A 16807-nucleotide genomic window follows, 5' to 3' on the forward strand; every position below is an offset into this window, starting at 1 on the left:
TGTAACTAATGTATATGCAGGCACGAAACTATGATCCAGTTATCGGGCGTTTCTATTCTAATGATCCAGTTGGATTTACTAATGTACATAACTTTAATAGATATGCATACGCTAATAATAATCCGTATAAATACATAGACCCCGATGGTAGAGAAGTACGAGCTGTATCCAACAATGCAACTGGTAAATTGAGTATGAGGGATAGGGATACCAAAGAAAGAATTGTTATAAATGCTGAGTCAGGTGGCAAACCTTTTGGTGCGCCAATAGAGCCAGGTACATATGATATTTTACATACACCAAGAGATGGTTTTTATAGGCTTGAGCCTCGTGATGCAACTTATGGCGATGACACTCATGATGCAACTGGTAGAGACTTATTCAGGTTGCATAAACCAGGATGCACAATAGGGGGTATTGCGGCTGAAAGTGAAGAGGGCTGGTCTAGTGTTGAAAGTAAGTTAGAACAAACACAAACTTCTGAAGTTACTGTTGATAGTAAATCAAGAAATTCTTTCTCCGATAAAACAGAATCGTCAACAAGGTTTGGGCAATTAAAAGTTGTTAATGTGTCTGGCCGTATAGAATCCCAAAAGCTCAAAGAACAGGATGATAGATAAAAAATGCAAAAGCTTATTTTACTAGTGGTTTTTATCGGTACGATATGTTCTGTGGGTTACTTTTCATTAGAATCTATAGACATGTCCGAGATGCTATAAAAAAATTGAGAGCATGATCAGCTATTATTTCTTCAGATTAGCACCATTAGAAGTGTTGTTTCCTTGATATTAGTTACTTTAAGCGCTGGTTATTTTCTTAAATCGAAATTAAAAAAAGCTCTGATGGGAATAAACTTGGCCCTTCTATTTGCATGGGGATTATTGCTAAGCTTTCAAATTATCGGGGTTATAAATTAATCGCTTATTTGAAGCTGAGCCTCGCTAATGCGGGGCTTTTTTATGCTTCGATTCTCAAGGTGAACAATAATTTTTTCTTTAGATACGGACGGAGTCATAGTGGGCAGATATGCTGTTGGAAAACTTAAATAAGGAAACATAAAAATGACATTACCAAAAAACACCCCGACAGATTTTTGCAAAGCTTTTGTTCAACGAGAGCTGGAAAGTTATCAAGGTGAACAATCTATTTGGATGAGTTACTGGCCTATCTTGGAACGAATGATTGAACGTGCAGAAGAGTTAAAACGTCCATTTAGCGAGTTAATTGATAGATTTGGTTACGCTGATAAATTTGAAGGTTATCCACCTGAGAATTCTTACATCTGGTTAATACTTGAGCATATTTGGTTTAGTGCAGATTTCAGTAAAAATGATGTTATGAAAGCTCGAAGTGAATTTAAGGAGCTAAATGATCTTGGGGAAGATATTGTTGAATTAGCATCTGAGCTAGCATCTAAGCTCCGTAAACGAGCAGAACTTTTCGAAACTAGTGGCTTTTCCAAGCCAGAGTATCAGTTTATTGACGGCTTATTTGATATGGCTAGCGAGGGCAATTATTTATATGAATCTCACGTATCAGAAAAACTAAAATCACTGACTTATCAATACGACCTGAAATACTGGCCGAGTTTGGCCGACTTGGTATCAGCTATAGGACAGTTCGAAGAAGCGCAACCTTATCCCACGCATTGTCAATTTCCAGAGCATGTAATTAATGGGCGGCAGTCTGACTTTAAAGACTACGTAATCGCTTTTGACGAAAAGTTTGATGAAATAAATGATTTACCAACCAACTTTCGATTTAGTAATGAAGCAATGGCAGATATTATTAACGTTGTCCTTGATTTACCAGACATCAAAATTGCAACAGGTGAAGCAATCAGAGTTATTAGAAATCGCTACAGCAACAAAGCCAGATGAAAAAAGCAAAGACATATAGTTTTGGCGGTAGCTAAACAATAGCTCTATTGCCTTAACTCAAGAATTGCTGCTCTAAATGGGCAAGTTCATTAATATAGCTTCCCAATTGGGATACTCTTTATGCCCAAAGTGAATGAGTTGCCCTTCAAAGAATTCTTGGCCTCTAACGCTGGCGTGGTCGTCAATCAATATATTGCCTTTTAGTAAACCTTTGTGACTGTAAATGATTAGGTTGTGGGTCTTTTCGTAACCGAATTAATCTTCGACCCAAAGTCTTTTTTCTGTATACGACAAAGGGTTTTTCGTTGATGGTGCGGTAAGTATGTAGACTTCAACATTCGTTTGTTTTCTTAACTGTTCTACTGCTGCTAAAGCGCCATCCTTTGGTTCTAAGCTTCGAAAAAAGCCTGGTAAACTTGGCGGAAAAGGATTATCAGGATTTTTTTGACTGTGATCTTTTATTTTTGAAGAGTAGTTACACAACACATCGTCCATGTCGATGTAAATTGTCAGCATGTCGTTTCCACCGAAATTATTGAAGGCCCCAAATTATGGGCAAACAGTTTACTTGAACGATAGCTTTTTTCGCGTGATTATCATTAGAGAGGTCGAAAGTAGGTCTACTTAGCTTGATAACGTGATGCTTTTTTCAATTGCAATATTCACCCTACGGGCAAGAAAGAATGATCGAATATGGAAGCTGAGTTCAATTAGTGATTATTCACAATAGTGAAAAATAGCACTATTAATAACAAATATCCGACACAATAATGAAAAAAAGCAATATTATGTTGAAGCAGTAAAATTAAAGCTCCCTATGTTTATCCGCAAAAAATACGCCTGTGCAATGCGATACAGGTTTATTTTCACCTCTTTTTACCAGATAATAAACAAATGTAAAGTTTTTTCCTTTAATATCAATTAGTTATGCGTCCCGCTTTTACGCTCAGAACAGCCCAGCATCAAGGGTTGTTCCAGTCTCATTATCCGCTTGGTTCAGATGAAAATTATTGGTGGTTCGAATAAAAATGCGCAATTGTTCAGGTAGACCGGAATATGCAACAAAAATCCTTAGAAATTAATATCAAACTAAATAAATTAATAGTTAAAGCTTAATCCATAAGAAATTCAGCCCTTTTCAAAAACAGCAAATAATTGCACCATCGAAAAGATGCAAAATAATTATTGACTAAATAATCATCCCTCGCTATCTTGATTGCATCATTTATATGGTGCAATTAAGAATGAATAAAACATTATCTGATATTGCGATTGTGAAAGCAGGCCACCCCTTTAGGGGAAAGATACCTGAAGACACGGAAGGTAACGCTTATGCGGTGCAGATCAGGGATATTGATAACGATGGGATCATTCAGTGGCATCAACTCATTCGCACAAATATTACAGGGCGTAAAATACCTGACTGGTTACAAAAAGGCGATGTGCTGTTTGCGGCTCGTGGTGCTCGTAACTTAGCAGGTTGTGTTGGCGAGATTGATAAACCAACGGTTTGTGCCCCACATTACTTTTTAATTCAAGTAACTGATAAATCAGTGTTACCTGAATTTGTAGCTTGGCAGCTAAACCAAGATGATGCACAGCGGTACTTTACTAACTCTGCTGAAGGAAGCTCACAAATGAGTATTAGGCGAGCTGTATTAGAAGCAACCCCACTTGTTATTCCAACCCTAGAAAAACAGCAGGCTATCGTTGGGTTTGATAACAAAGTTAAACAAGAAAAACAGGTGCTAAGTGCTCTAATTGAAAACAGGGCAAAACAGATGCAAGGCATTGCAAAAGAATTACTAGGCTCTGATAATTAGGTCTAGGCAGAATTTAAATTAAGGACTCAAAAGATGGGAACAACACAAATTAACCAAGACGCAATTAATAAGGCGGTATGGAATGCCTGCGATACATTTAGAGGCACAGTAGACCCTTCTATTTACAAAGATTTCATATTAACCATGTTGTTCTTAAAGTACATCTCTGATGTATACCAAGATGAATATGACAAGCTTGTAGAGCAATATGGAGACAACCCTGACCTAATTCACGCAATGATGGCAAAGCAACGGTTTGTATTACCTACAGGTTCTAGTTTTTGGGATCTATACGAGAAACGTCATGAAGCTGGTAACGGACAACGTATTGACCAAGCACTACATGCCATAGAAGAAGCGAACGGCACTAAGCTAAAAAATGTGTTCCAAGATATTAGCTTTAACACTGACAAGCTAGGCCAAGAGAAACAAAAGAACGACATTCTACGTCACCTGATAGAAGACTTTGGTAAAGATATTCTTAACTTACGCCCAAGTCGTGTTGGCTCTCTCGATATCATTGGTAATGCTTACGAATACCTAATTAAGCACTTTGCCGCAAGTAGCGGTAAGTCAGCAGGTGAATTCTATACGCCACCTGAAGTATCAGACTTACTAGCAGCTATTTTACAGCCAAAAGAAGGTGATGAAATCTGCGACCCAGCATGTGGTTCAGGCTCACTATTAATGAAGTGTGGCGCTATGGTACGTAAGAACTCAGGTTCTAAGAAGTACGCACTATACGGTCAAGAAGCTATTGGCTCTACTTGGGCGCTCGCTAAAATGAACATGTTCCTACATGGTGAAGATAACCACCGTATTGAATGGGGCGATACCATTCGCCACCCTATGCTGTTAGACAAAGAAGGTACTGGTTTACTTCACTTCGATATTGTAACTGCCAACCCTCCATTCTCACTCGATAAATGGGGCTACGAAGGTGCTGCAAATGATGAATTTGGCCGTTTCCGCCGTGGTGTGCCCCCTAAAACCAAAGGCGACTACGCGTTCATCAGCCATATGATTGAAACTCTTAAGCCAGAGTCAGGACGCATGGGTGTGGTAGTTCCTCATGGCGTACTATTCCGTGCTTCATCTGAAGGTAAAATCCGTACACAACTTATAGAAGAGAACCTACTAGATGCCGTAATAGGTTTACCAGAAAAGTTATTCTTCGGTACGGGTATTCCAGCGGCGATTCTTATCTTCAAAAAGCACAAAACCGATAACAATGTAATGTTCATCGATGCCAGTCGTGAGTTTAAGTCAGGTAAAAATCAAAACCAGCTAACTGAAGACAATATTCAGAAAATTATCGAGACCTATAAAGCGCGAGAGACTGTTGATAAATACGCTTATTTAGCAACTTTTGATGAAATTAAAGAAAACGACTTTAACCTAAACATTCCTCGATACGTTGATACCTTTGAAGAAGAAGCTGAGATTGATTTAGTGGCGGTGCGCAATGAGCGTGTACAACTACAAAATGAGCTAAAAACTCTTGAAGTCGAAATGGAAGAATATTTAAAGGAGTTGGATTATGGTGCCTAGTGGATGGAAACGAAAACCATTAGCCAATGTTGCTGAAATTCGAACAGGTGTAGCGAAGGGCAAAAAAGGACTAAAAGACCCAATTGAGGTTCCTTACTTAAGAGTGGCAAATGTCCAAGACGGTCATATCGATTTAACAGAAGTTAAAACTATTGCTATTGAGCGCCACCAGTTAGATCGGTACTCCCTTAAGTCTGGAGACGTATTGATGACAGAAGGAGGTGACTTCGACAAATTGGGGCGTGGAGATGTTTGGCAAGGTCAAATACAGCCTTGCTTGAATCAGAACCATGTTTTTGCAGTGCGAGTGGATTCAAAATACTTAGAGCCATATTATCTTGCAGCACTGTCTGGCAGTCATTATGGCAAGACATACTTTTTGAGTTGCGCAAAACGTAGCACGAACCTTGCGAGTATTAATTCGACCCAGTTAAAAGAATTTCCTGTTTTAATTCCACCGCTTGTCGAACAACGTAAAATTTCCAAAATCCTATCGACTTGGGATAAAGCGATTCGCACCACTGAGCACCTAATCGACAATGGCAAGCAGCAGAAAAAAGCGCTGATGCAACAATTGCTCACAGGTAAAAAACGCTTACTGGATGATTCTGGTAAACCATTTGAAGATGAATGGGAGCAGTTTAAGCTAGGCGATATTGCAACTATGAATAGTGGCGGCACACCAAAGTCTAATGTTGATGAATATTATGGAGGCAATACCCCTTGGGTTTCTATTGCTGATATGACTAAGCATGGCAAATTAATTTCAACAACGGAGAAGTATTTAACTCAAGCTGGTATTGAAAATAGTAGCGCTAGATTATATCCCTCTGGAACTGTACTGTATGCGATGTACGCTTCAATTGGAGCATGTAGTATAGCAACCGTGGAGTTAAGCTCCTCTCAAGCAATTCTAGGCATTCGACCTAAACAAAAATTAATGAATACGTACCTATATTACTACCTAAATAGCCTGAAAAGTAGAATCATATTAATGGGTCAGCAAGGAACTCAGTCAAATCTTAATGCTGGTATGGTAAAAGCGTTCGATATTAAGCTTCCTCCTTTAGAGGAACAAACAAAAATTGTCGCCGTATTAACTAATGCAGATAAACAAATAGAAACGTTAGAACAGCAACTAGGGGATTTAAAACAAGAGAAAAAGGCATTAATGCAGCAGCTGTTAACTGGCAAGCGCAGAGTAAAAATTTAAAATATAAAGGAATAAAAATGGCAAAAGATGACCCTAAACACGATTACTCATTCAATGTGCTTCAAGAACAAGTAGCAACAGAAGATTTGTTTGAAGATAAGACACATCAAAGAGTAGCAAACACACTAAACAATTTGATAGCCAATACTGACCAAGGTTTAACTATTGGTTTAGAAGGTGGTTGGGGTTCAGGAAAGTCTACTGTTATTAATTTACTCAAACATGGGCTTACCAGCTCAGAAGAAAAAACGCTTTTTTTTGCTTTTGATGCATGGGCACATGATGGTGATCCTCTAAGAAAAATATTTCTAGAGAGCTTGATATCATCGATTGATCCACAAGAAAGAGACGAGAAGCTCAATCAACTTAGAAATGAAGTAAGCGCCCGCAAGAAAACTGTAGTAGTCAAAACAGAGAAATCAGCTTCAAAGTTAGGAAAGCTATTATCGTTAAGTGCATTACCTATTCCTGTAGGCGCAGCACTTCTTACAGCGGTTAAATATGAGAAATTACTCTGGTCGTGGCAGAGTGGAGCATCATCCGTCGATTTCACTTTTTTATTTGGTATATTATTTTCTTTTTTTCCTCTTATAGCGCTATTAGTATGGGCAAATTGGGGGGATAAAGATACCAAAACAGGAAATGTTAAATGGGATGTTTTGGAGTCAGAATCAGAAGAAAACTATACTCAAGACATAACTGAAGATGGTGAACGTACGTCTATAGAGTTTGAGCGTTTCTTCAATGAAATATTATCATATGTTTTTGATTCAAAATCAGAGTACGCTTATGAGCAAGCTATCATTGTAATTGATAACTTGGACAGAGTTGAGCCTGAATATGCCCAAAATATATGGTCTACTCTTCAAACTTTTTTTCAACATCGTACTTCATCATTAAATAACCTTAATCATCAATGGAAAAATAAGCTTTGGTTTTTGATACCGTTTGATAGAGAAGGTATTAAAAATATTTGGCAAGGTAATTCGGCTTTAAATGGTGTAAGTAATGACAACAGCCAAGTTGCAGCTTCTTTTATGGAAAAGTGCTTTCAAATTACAGTGGAAGTGCCACCTCCTGTCATGTCTGCATGGATAGATTATTTCAAGAATTGTGTTGAACACTCATTTACTGGCTGGCCTGAAAAGCAAAAAATAGAATATATCGAAAGTTACACTCAATGTATGAGTAAGCTTGATATATCTCCAACCCCAAGACAAATTCATACACATATAAACCGAGCTGGTGTAATTGCGCTGCATTGGAGTGGAACATTTAGTGCAGAAGCAATCTGTATTTACAGTCTAAGCCGCCAATTGATGACGGAAAGTAAATTTAGAGTAGCTTTACTCGATGATGGAATACCTAATTCTTTTCCAAACATACAAGCCGTGAATAAATTAAAAGCTGAGTTAGCCGGAATATTATTTGGAGTTGAAGCTAAAAAAGGTATGCAATTACTGCTTACTCCAGAGATAAAATCAGCTTTGAGCGATGGTGATGGTGATAAACTTAAAGAATTAGAATCTAAGCATGATGCAGCATTTTGGTTAGCGTTTAGGGCTTGCAGTAATGACTGGATGGTTACTGATTCACATATTGATGAGTACAAACTAAATACCATAACAGCTATTTATGAAGCGTTTAGTGATTCTAAGAATAAAGTGATTTCATTTGTCAGAAAAATTCAAGCGGCATTTTTATCATCTTTTGATAATTGGAAGCTAGATGAATTTAGTTATGAAGCTGGGTTGAGAGCACTTTACAACATGACGGACAAAAATGAAGAGCTTTTAAGTGAGTTAGGAAAGAAGACTAAAAAAAGAATTTATAGGATCGTAAATAGTATAGATAAAGATGAGTTTGAATCTAGTGAATTATGTCAATTAGCTGAATTAGAGACATTTTTAAAAGATTCAAAAGCACCTATCCCTAGGAAACATTACATAAAACTAGATATTGATTCTTGGCAAAATTGGTTAGAGCACTGTAAAAAAGAACATGCACGATTTAGTAGTGTAGCTCCTCAAAAAAGCGTTTTTGAACAACTCATTATTAATAGTCATTTCAACCAGAATGCATTGAATAAAGCTTATATAACTACTTTGGAAGAAACCTTTAGCATGTTTCCTGATAATAAGCTCTGGATAAAGCTGACACCTTCAATTATTTCATGGTTCAATTTAAATGGCAGAGAGATAAATGCTGAGGTTTTATTTAAATTAGCAATTAAGGTTTTAGCATCCGGTTCACCTGACGAAAAAAAAGCAATAAAAGCCTGTGTTTCACAAGCTCCTTTTTGGAAAAGAAGTGCTCATGCTGATATATCAACAAACCCCTCACTACCTTTCCTCGTTGCTATTTCTGATCGCGATTTTAGAGATAATCAGTACGTTGGAACAAATGTGAAAAGCTTTTTTGATAAAGAGTTTGATAAAGAGATGATTGCTTATGCATTTGATCAGTTTAAGGCTGCTGATGAGTTAACGTCTATTTGGGAATTAGCTATAGATGACAGAAATGAATTTGCTCGTGAGATAATCAGAAAAATAGATAATGATGATATTTTTTCCATAGGAGCTTCAAGGGTTGATGAAATATCTTGGGCAAGCGACGAAGAAACATCAACTATGGTGAAACAACTATGTAAAAGTGGTGCCGTTAAGAATATTCAAAGTCACGTAAAAACAAAACCACAGATATATAGCCGCACCATATATCTGTTAAAAGAGTTTGGTGATGAACAGGCGAAAGTTTTCGTTGAGACCTTACTAGAAAAGCTAAATAGGGAGCAATGGTTTGAAGCCATAAATAAACATAATGAACTATTGAAGTGCATTCCTGAAAACAACCCTTATTTTGGAAAAGCTTGAATCACTATTTTAAGTCAATTGTTTCTGGCGAAATTGAAGAACCAGAGATAAAAGAACTTAAAAAGTTAATAACTCTAAGAGAGAAGGTTTTGGATTTAGACGATGTTCAGCTTCCAGACATAACTACTAAGTATTTTGCTGATAATGAAAAAGACACACTCAGTGAAGAGGCTTTTAATGAAATATCACCAATGATATTACCAAAGATGAAGAAAGTTCCTCAAAAAGATTATGAGTTAAGGTTAAGTTATTGGATAGAAAAGGACTATTTATCAAGAGTTCAGTGGTTCTTAAATGCCGACGTATCCAAAGAAAACACTCCTCTAGAGGTAATCATCGCGAGTGTCATTAGTAAACTCAAAACAACTGAAGGTGATGAATTTTCAGCCTATAAACAGCTTAATGAAAAGCTAAGGTTAGGGATTAATCTAGATGAACTATTAGAATCAACTTCTTCAGAGACAGAGGTGTCTTTAGATGAGTAATATTGCAAACTTCAAAGAAGAGTTCAGTTCAAAAATTCCAGCTCTTACCCTACTAAGTAAGCTTGGCTACTCGTTTATCCCTCCTAACGGTTGTGAGGATTCGATAGCGGGAAAATCAACAAGTCAAGTTATGTTGTTGCCTGTTATGCGCGAGTTTTTGAGTAAACAAACGTTCCCGTTTGCAGGTAAAGACTATAAGCTTTCAGATGCTGCCATAGATAAAATCATGCATGACCTAAGCCCTGCAATGAATGAAGGCTTAAAAGGCGCAAATGAAAAGCTCTACAACGCCATGATGTATGGCGTTGGGGTAACTGAGTTTATTGATGGTAAGAAAGCATCGCCAACCATTCAGCTTATTGATTGGCAAACACCTGCAAATAACTTTTTCCATTTTACTGAAGAAATGGTGGTGCAAAATAGTGAAGGGACAGGTAACCGTATTCCCGATATTGTTTGCTTTGTTAATGGTTTACCTTGGATAGTGATTGAGGCGAAGCGCCCAGACTCTTCCACTGAAGGTAAATCAACGTTAAGCGAAGCGGTCTCTCAACAAATTCGTAACCAAGGCCAAAAAGAAATACCACACCTGTTTGCTTATAGCCAATTATTGCTTGCAGTTAATGGACATGATGGTTTGTACGCCACCTGCGGTACGCCTGAAAAGTTTTGGGCGAAATGGAAAGAAGAAGAAATCGTTGAAGCCGAGTTTATTCGGTTAAAAAATACAGGTTTAAGTACCGAGCAATTGGATGCCATTTTCAATCATCGCCCAGCCGCTGCTAAAGACGAGTATTTATCCCTATTGGCAGGTGGCGACCTCGCTGTAACAGAACAGGACAGACTAATTATTAGTTTATTAAGGCCAGACCGCCTTCTTGAGATGGCCCGTTTATACACTTTGTTTGATCAAAAAGCTGGCAAGATTGTCGCGCGTTATCAGCAGGTGTTTGGTATTAAAGCACTGATAGAGCGCATTACCAGTTTTGATGAAACAGGTGAGCGCCCAGGTGCACGCAATGGCGGTGTAATTTGGCACACCACTGGAAGTGGTAAGTCATTTACTATGGTGTTCTTATCAAAAGCATTAATCTGGCTGCGAGAGCTTTCACAATGTCGCGTGATTATTGTTACTGACCGAGTTGACCTTGAAGATCAGTTAAGTCGCACTTTTGCCTCAGGTGGTGTACTCACCGAGCGCGATAAAAAAGATGCAATGGCAACATCTGGCAAGCGCTTAGCAGAGCAAATTGGTAAAGGTAATGAGCGAGTTATTTTCTCAATCATTAATAAGTTTGGTTCAGCGATTAAATATGATGAATGCTATAACGATAGCCCGAATATTTTGGTTTTGGTTGATGAAAATCACCGTGGCCAAAACGGTGAAAACAACATTCGTATGCTGCAAACCTTACCTAAAGCTGCGTTTATTGCTTTTACTGGTACGCCGTTATTAAAAGACGATAAAACTGAAAATAAATTCGGCTCTATCATTCATTCATACACCATGCAGCAAGCGGTTGAAGATAAAACGGTAACGCCGCTCCTTTATGAAGAACGTATTGCAGACCTTAACGTGAATGACAAAGCCATTGATGCTTGGTTTGATCGCATTACTGAAAAGCTCACTGAAAAACAAAGAACCGATTTAAAGAAGAAGTTTTCTCAGAAAGGTCAAATCTATCAAACTGAAGGCCGAATTGAGCTAATTGCACACGATATTTCTGACCATTTCCAAAACTTTAAGCAGCAAGGTCTAAAAGGCCAGCTAGCATGTGACTCTAAAGCCTCTGCAATTCGCTATAAGGAGCTTTTAGATAAAATAGGTAAAGTTACATCAGTTGTTGCAATGTCTCCCCCTGATACGCGTGAGGGGCACGAGGCTGTTGATCAAGAAAGTAAAGATATTGTTCAAAACTGGTGGAAGAACAATGTTGCCGAAACGTATGGGCAAGATGAAAAAGAATACACCAAAGCAATAATCAAAGACTATGGCCGAGATGATGGCCCAGACATCATGATTGTTGTAGATAAGCTTCTTACTGGGTTTGATGAGCCTAAAAATACCGTGCTTTATATCGACAAGCCGTTAAAAGAGCATAACTTGATTCAGGCTATTGCTCGCGTAAACCGCTTACACAGTAAAAAGCAATTCGGCTACTTAATCGATTATCGTGGCATTTTGAAAGAGCTTGATATGACGATTGAGAAGTATCAAGAACTTGCTGAGCGTAATCAAAATGGCTTTGATGTTGATGATCTAAAAGGTTTGTATAACCGAATGGATACCGAATATAAAAAGCTACCAGGTTTGTACAACGATCTATGGGCTATTTTTGACGGTGTTGCTAACAAAAAAGATCCTGCTGCTTTATGTCAGGCACTTGCACCTAAGATTGAAGATGTCCAAGGTCAACTTTTAGATAAAAACCTTAAAAAGCGTGACGAGTTTTATGCTGCGTTAACAGCCTTTTCTAACTGTATGAAAGTAGCTTTGCAATCGGCGACTTTCTTCGATGATAAGAGTTTTGATAACAAACGTGCTCACTATAAAGAAACACTAAAAATGTTTGTTAGCTTAAGAAAACAGGTTCGTGAACTTGCTAATGAAACAGTAAACTACGACGAATATGCTGAAGACGTGCGTCAGTTGTTAGATAAGCACATTGCAGGCATTGAAGTAAAAGAGCCTGACGGTGCATACCTAGTAGGAAATTTAGGCAAAGATGTTAAGCCTGAAGATCTAACTGACGATGAAGCTCGAAACCAAACAGATAAGATCACAATCGTATCACTAAAATGATCGAGCAAGACTTGGCTGATGATCCGTATGCACAAGAGTATTTCTCAAACTTACTCAAAAAAGCGATAGATGAGACAAAGGCCATGTTTGATGCGCCAGTTAAGCAATACATGCTATTTGCCGACTTTGAGCAAGAGGTTAAAGAGCGAAAAGTTAAAGGTATGCCTAGTGAATTTACTGATACTGACGGCAAGCTAAACAAACATGCCCAAGCATATTTCGGATTATTTAAACAATTATTCGAAAAAGATACCCACACAGGCAGTGATATTGATGAAGATAAACTTGTGAAACATGCCTTCGACATTGACGAAGTAGTTAAGACCGCAGTAGCAGAGTTTTCAATCAATCCAAGTGAAATTGAAAACGCTATCAGCGTAAAGCTACTACCGATGCTATTTGCTGATTTTGGTATTGAGAATGCTCAAAAGCTTATTGAAGAAGTTCTGAAAATCACGCGATTAGGACTTTCTCGTCAATGATACTGAAGTTGCTGTTTTAAATGAGTGAAATAAACAAAACTACGCAAGATCAAGGCGTATTTATGTACGGTGATGAGGTTATTAACTATGACATTATTCGCCGTACCTTCGAAAAAAATGACGCTAAACCAAAGCCGAGAAAAGTCGTCATTAAAGTACACCCAGATCAAAGGGTTGTTGCTACCGTACCACATGATGCAACTCCTGACTCAATTCGAGAGGCAATGCTAAAGCGTGCTCGATGGATCTGGGAGAGTATTTATGAGTTTTCAGCTCAACATGAGTATGTATTGCCACGAAAATACGTTAGCGGTGAAACCCAGTTTTACCTTGGCAGACGCTATGTTTTAAAGGTGATTGTTGACGCTGAACAAGTACCAAGTGTGAAGCTTCATCGAGGCAAATTAACCGTTACCCTTAAAAAAGATTGTGATGATCGGGTGGTTAAAATCAAAGCACTTATAGAGAAGTGGTACACCCATAGAGCCAATGCTATTTTTCATGAAAGGTTACAAGCAATGTTGCCAAAAGCCTCATGGGTAGACGGGCTACCTTCGTTTCGCATTATGGCGATGACTAAACAATGGGGAAGCTGCTCGACTAAAGGCAATTTGATGCTAAACCCTCACCTTGTTAAAGCTCCAAAGGAATGCATTGATTACGTGATTTTGCACGAGCTTTGTCATATTGCTGAACATAACCACAGCGATAAATTCTGGCGCTTATTAACACAAGTGATGCCTAATTGGAAAGAAGTTAAGGCTAAGCTAGATGACATGGCGGAGTTGTATTTGAATGAGTAACAAGTCAAACGATATTGAAAAACAAGATAATGACGGTTGGACACCTTTGATGTTAGCTGTTTTGCGCGGAGAGTCAGAGAGAGCTGAGTCATATATTACTCAAGGTGCTAACCCAAACGCCGAAAATAACATTGGTGAAACACCTCTTTGGATAGCTATTGAAGAAGAGCATTACGGCCTGGTTGAGATGCTTTGTAAATATGCTGATGTGAATTATAAAAATAAAGATGCTGCAACTGCATTAGCAAGAGCTATGTATCAAGAAAACACAAGTATTATTGATTTGTTAATTGAAAATGGCGCTGAGAATAGTGGACCAATTATCAGATTCGATAATGAAGAACGAATCTACACAGCGATGTGTAAAGAATACAGCTTAGGGAAGAGAAATGAGTAGCTTCGATGTAAAGAGAACCCTTCAAACAGTGGGGATGACATGCTTTGTAACCTACTTTAAAGAACTAGCAAACGATAGATTACAGTTAGCAGATTTAGTAGAGATTATATCTAATAAAAATGTCTCTGAAAGCAGTGCTCGAACCAAAGCATGTGCAGGAAGGCGTATTTTTCGAGAAGGTGCTGCTAATGAGGCTTTAAAATTAATTTCAAAGTCCAAAATTGTTGAGCCAAGTATTTCAAGTGCAGCAAATAACTTAATCATCGGAAAAAAGTGGAAACCTCACGAAGCTGACAACGCCGCAATAGTTATCAAGGAGCCAAAGCCTGAAAAGAACATTTGGCGAAATAAAGTCGATTACAAAGGGTTAAACGCAAAGCAGCAAGAAAATTATAATATGTTAAAGCTCGGAGCTGTTGTCGCTGATTATGGTTTTGACTTGATCAGGTTAAATGATGACTGGCAGGGTGCTGATTGCATTGCTAATAACATAGATGGTAGCACTTACCTAAAGGTACAGCTTAAAAGTCGTTTAACTATTGATAAGAAATATATTGAGAAAGATTTATATATAGCATTTCGAAATGGTGAAGATTGGTACTTATACCCTCACGATGAGTTGATTGAGAAGCTTCATATTAACAGCGTAGCCTTGCATACTAGCTCTTGGACTGAAAATGGTCATTACTCTTGGCCTAAATTATCAGTTCAGTTAGTAAAGATTATAGAGCCATATAAGCTCTAAACTATAAGGTTACTTACAATAGGTAACTTTTATAATTTGCATATGCTGTTTGAAAGTAACTAAGTTAGCTTGGAACACTGGCATCTTCTTGTAATAATTTAAGATTAAAAACGTTGGAATTTTTACATCAAAAATTAATTTGTCTATTGACAAGTGAGCTAAAAAACAAACCCCCTTAATTTAAGGTTAGCTTAGCCTGTGTTGGGTTTCTACTCCATCCAAACAAAGAGCAACTCCCACTGATTATTCAGGGTTTCTTACTTTAGATTCTTGATTGCCAAGGAAGTAGGTCAGTAGAACGCTATTATGTAATGTACAATTAATTTTGATGATGACCCCGTAAATTGGTGACATACTGGACATAAATTGAATTAGTGACCTTCCCAGTCTTCTTTTAATAAATTCAACTAAAATGTAATTCCATTGCTCTGTTGTATGCTGATTTTACCTCGTGAATAAAATCGTTATCGGTGGGTTCTATCGATAGTGAAGCAGGGAAGAACTCGACATATACTCGCTCCCCCATTAATTTCTCAATAGTTCTAATATAGTACATTGTCGTTTCCAAGTCCCGATGACCTAATTGATGCTTAAGAAATGAATGAATAGTGCTTTTGTGCATTTCACAAATATGTGTTTTATTTGCTTTTCCCCAATGATATAGAAGTTGAGTGGCACCCGTATGGCGCATGAAATGAGGGGTTACATGAAACTCTAAGATTTTAGATGCTTTGTTAAAAGCCTCTTGTAACTCAGGAATAGAGACTGGCTTCCCATTTTTATTTAGCCATAAAAAACTATCTAGTTCAGTTCGATGAAGCTTCTTAGCATGTTCACTATTGCAATAATGTTTTTTATATAATTCTTGACGTTCAGAACGGTATGGAATTATGTATTTTTCATGAATAAGCTTCATTGTTTCAATATGAATAAGGCATGTTGCCCTAGAGCCTCCTTTATTTCTATAGTGTAATTCTTGAAAGCCAATACTAGCGTCCATTTGACCGTAACGTTTCCAGTTTGTGTTAAAGTTATCGGGCTTAACTGGAATTTGCACTACGCCACCAATTCGTAAAAATGTTTGTAGCATTGTTGCAGCCATTACAGCATAAACAGGATCTTGCTTTTCTAGTTCTATATAGAGCTTCTTGAATTGAGACATTGAAATAACCTTGCCTCTGTAATCATCAGAATACTCACACCACTCATTTGGAATCAATGGTTCTACAAAGTATTCATAACGACTATATGATTTTTTTGTATGCGATAAAAAATCACCATCTTGGTCTCTTGACCAGTTAACTTTTTGTTTTTCTTCAAAAGTCATATTATGAACAACGCCTTCGCTACGGAGGTATTCGTAGAACTGTCGTAGAGGAGCAATATAATTTTTGATTGACTGTCCTTTCCACCCCCAGTCATTGTGAAGCCCAGCAACTACTTGTTTCAGCTGGTGATAGTTTATGTTTAAGTAGTTTATACTTCCGCTTTCCTGCAAATGTCCATTTTCATCAACAAAAGAAATCTCATTGTCTATGCAGTTAAGCATGAATTTAATATTTTGTGCTATGTCATATATTCTTTTTTCCCCAACTTTTTTTACCTTTCCAGGCAGGGAAGTTGGGTGATAAAAACGTTTCGTCAAGAAGTGTAATAAATGCAGATTTATGCCAGAGCCGGAGTAGTAGGGTATGGGAATGGGATTACCTGTGAGGCAATTAAGTTGTAGATCATTCATGTTTTATAAGCCTT

General features: G+C 37.8%; 14 protein-coding genes. 12 read left to right on the plus strand and 2 right to left on the minus strand.

Annotation, left to right across the window (positions count from 1 at the left end):
• Nucleotides 1-8: 8 nt before the first annotated feature.
• Both ACRWSG_RS15940 and ACRWSG_RS15945 read left to right on the plus strand, forming a co-directional pair.
• The gene (locus ACRWSG_RS15940) at nt 9-620 is read left to right on the plus strand and encodes an RHS repeat-associated core domain-containing protein (protein WP_462166709.1); all 612 of its coding nucleotides are present in this window, start codon (nt 9-11) and stop codon (nt 618-620) included.
• A 441-nt stretch (nt 621-1061) separates the two neighbouring features.
• The gene (locus ACRWSG_RS15945) at nt 1062-1880 is read left to right on the plus strand and encodes a hypothetical protein (RefSeq protein WP_462166710.1); all 819 of its coding nucleotides are present in this window, start codon (nt 1062-1064) and stop codon (nt 1878-1880) included.
• A 255-nt stretch (nt 1881-2135) separates the two neighbouring features.
• Here ACRWSG_RS15945 and ACRWSG_RS15950 read toward each other — a convergent pair whose 3' ends face one another.
• On the minus strand, nt 2136-2396 hold the full coding sequence (locus ACRWSG_RS15950; protein ID WP_462166711.1) for a hypothetical protein: 261 nt from the start codon (nt 2394-2396) through the stop codon (nt 2136-2138).
• 728 nt (nt 2397-3124) lie between these two features.
• Between ACRWSG_RS15950 and ACRWSG_RS15955 the strand changes: the two genes are divergently transcribed.
• From ACRWSG_RS15955 to ACRWSG_RS16000, 10 genes are read left to right on the plus strand one after another with little or no spacing between them, the layout of a single operon-like run.
• Nucleotides 3125-3703 carry a restriction endonuclease subunit S gene (locus ACRWSG_RS15955; protein ID WP_462166712.1) on the plus strand — a complete coding sequence of 193 codons (579 nt, stop codon included), beginning with the start codon at nt 3125-3127 and terminating at the stop codon, nt 3701-3703.
• A gap of 33 nt (nt 3704-3736) precedes the next feature.
• Nucleotides 3737-5254, plus strand: coding sequence for a type I restriction-modification system subunit M (locus ACRWSG_RS15960; protein ID WP_462166713.1), 1518 nt, complete (start codon nt 3737-3739; stop codon nt 5252-5254).
• Complete coding sequence (locus ACRWSG_RS15965) at nt 5244-6467, plus strand: restriction endonuclease subunit S (protein ID WP_462166714.1); 1224 nt, start codon at nt 5244-5246, stop codon at nt 6465-6467. Before ACRWSG_RS15960 ends, ACRWSG_RS15965 begins: the two co-directional genes overlap by 11 nt.
• Nucleotides 6468-6484: 17 nt before the next feature.
• Nucleotides 6485-9340 carry a P-loop NTPase fold protein gene (locus tag ACRWSG_RS15970; RefSeq protein WP_462166715.1) on the plus strand — a complete coding sequence of 952 codons (2856 nt, stop codon included), beginning with the start codon at nt 6485-6487 and terminating at the stop codon, nt 9338-9340.
• Nucleotides 9337-9825: a hypothetical protein gene (locus tag ACRWSG_RS15975; RefSeq protein WP_462166716.1), complete on the plus strand. Its 489-nt coding sequence runs from the start codon at nt 9337-9339 to the stop codon at nt 9823-9825. The genes ACRWSG_RS15970 and ACRWSG_RS15975 overlap by 4 nt, the downstream gene beginning before the upstream one ends.
• Nucleotides 9818-12628: a type I restriction endonuclease subunit R gene (locus ACRWSG_RS15980; protein WP_462166717.1), complete on the plus strand. Its 2811-nt coding sequence runs from the start codon at nt 9818-9820 to the stop codon at nt 12626-12628. The genes ACRWSG_RS15975 and ACRWSG_RS15980 overlap by 8 nt, the downstream gene beginning before the upstream one ends.
• Nucleotides 12625-13110: a hypothetical protein gene (locus tag ACRWSG_RS15985; RefSeq protein ID WP_462166718.1), complete on the plus strand. Its 486-nt coding sequence runs from the start codon at nt 12625-12627 to the stop codon at nt 13108-13110. The genes ACRWSG_RS15980 and ACRWSG_RS15985 overlap by 4 nt, the downstream gene beginning before the upstream one ends.
• Nucleotides 13111-13130: 20 nt before the next feature.
• Nucleotides 13131-13913 carry a M48 family metallopeptidase gene (locus ACRWSG_RS15990; protein ID WP_462166719.1) on the plus strand — a complete coding sequence of 261 codons (783 nt, stop codon included), beginning with the start codon at nt 13131-13133 and terminating at the stop codon, nt 13911-13913.
• Complete coding sequence (locus ACRWSG_RS15995; RefSeq protein WP_462166720.1) at nt 13906-14310, plus strand: ankyrin repeat domain-containing protein; 405 nt, start codon at nt 13906-13908, stop codon at nt 14308-14310. Before ACRWSG_RS15990 ends, ACRWSG_RS15995 begins: the two co-directional genes overlap by 8 nt.
• Nucleotides 14303-15055 carry a hypothetical protein gene (locus ACRWSG_RS16000; protein ID WP_462166721.1) on the plus strand — a complete coding sequence of 251 codons (753 nt, stop codon included), beginning with the start codon at nt 14303-14305 and terminating at the stop codon, nt 15053-15055. Before ACRWSG_RS15995 ends, ACRWSG_RS16000 begins: the two co-directional genes overlap by 8 nt.
• 403 nt (nt 15056-15458) lie before the next feature.
• Here ACRWSG_RS16000 and ACRWSG_RS16005 read toward each other — a convergent pair whose 3' ends face one another.
• The gene (locus ACRWSG_RS16005) at nt 15459-16793 is read right to left on the minus strand and encodes a hypothetical protein (protein ID WP_462166722.1); all 1335 of its coding nucleotides are present in this window, start codon (nt 16791-16793) and stop codon (nt 15459-15461) included.
• Nucleotides 16794-16807: the final 14 nt, after the last annotated feature.

The organism is Pseudoalteromonas sp. GB43 (genome assembly GCF_054923805.1).

Excerpts from the sequence above, each read along its gene's own strand:
- ACRWSG_RS15960 (WP_462166713.1), top strand. The coding sequence starts at position 3,737 with ATGGGAACAACACAAATTAACCAAGACGCAATTAATAAGGCGGTATGG.
- ACRWSG_RS15980 (WP_462166717.1), top strand. The coding sequence starts at position 9,818 with ATGAGTAATATTGCAAACTTCAAAGAAGAGTTCAGTTCAAAAATTCCA.
- ACRWSG_RS15985 (WP_462166718.1), top strand. The coding sequence starts at position 12,625 with ATGATCGAGCAAGACTTGGCTGATGATCCGTATGCACAAGAGTATTTC.
- ACRWSG_RS15950 (WP_462166711.1), bottom strand. The coding sequence starts at position 2,396 with ATGCTGACAATTTACATCGACATGGACGATGTGTTGTGTAACTACTCT.
- ACRWSG_RS16005 (WP_462166722.1), bottom strand. The coding sequence starts at position 16,793 with ATGAATGATCTACAACTTAATTGCCTCACAGGTAATCCCATTCCCATA.
- ACRWSG_RS15970 (WP_462166715.1), top strand. The coding sequence starts at position 6,485 with ATGGCAAAAGATGACCCTAAACACGATTACTCATTCAATGTGCTTCAA.
- ACRWSG_RS15945 (WP_462166710.1), top strand. The coding sequence starts at position 1,062 with ATGACATTACCAAAAAACACCCCGACAGATTTTTGCAAAGCTTTTGTT.
- ACRWSG_RS15940 (WP_462166709.1), top strand. The coding sequence starts at position 9 with ATGTATATGCAGGCACGAAACTATGATCCAGTTATCGGGCGTTTCTAT.
- ACRWSG_RS15965 (WP_462166714.1), top strand. The coding sequence starts at position 5,244 with ATGGTGCCTAGTGGATGGAAACGAAAACCATTAGCCAATGTTGCTGAA.
- ACRWSG_RS15995 (WP_462166720.1), top strand. The coding sequence starts at position 13,906 with ATGAGTAACAAGTCAAACGATATTGAAAAACAAGATAATGACGGTTGG.
- ACRWSG_RS16000 (WP_462166721.1), top strand. The coding sequence starts at position 14,303 with ATGAGTAGCTTCGATGTAAAGAGAACCCTTCAAACAGTGGGGATGACA.
- ACRWSG_RS15990 (WP_462166719.1), top strand. The coding sequence starts at position 13,131 with ATGAGTGAAATAAACAAAACTACGCAAGATCAAGGCGTATTTATGTAC.
- ACRWSG_RS15955 (WP_462166712.1), top strand. The coding sequence starts at position 3,125 with ATGAATAAAACATTATCTGATATTGCGATTGTGAAAGCAGGCCACCCC.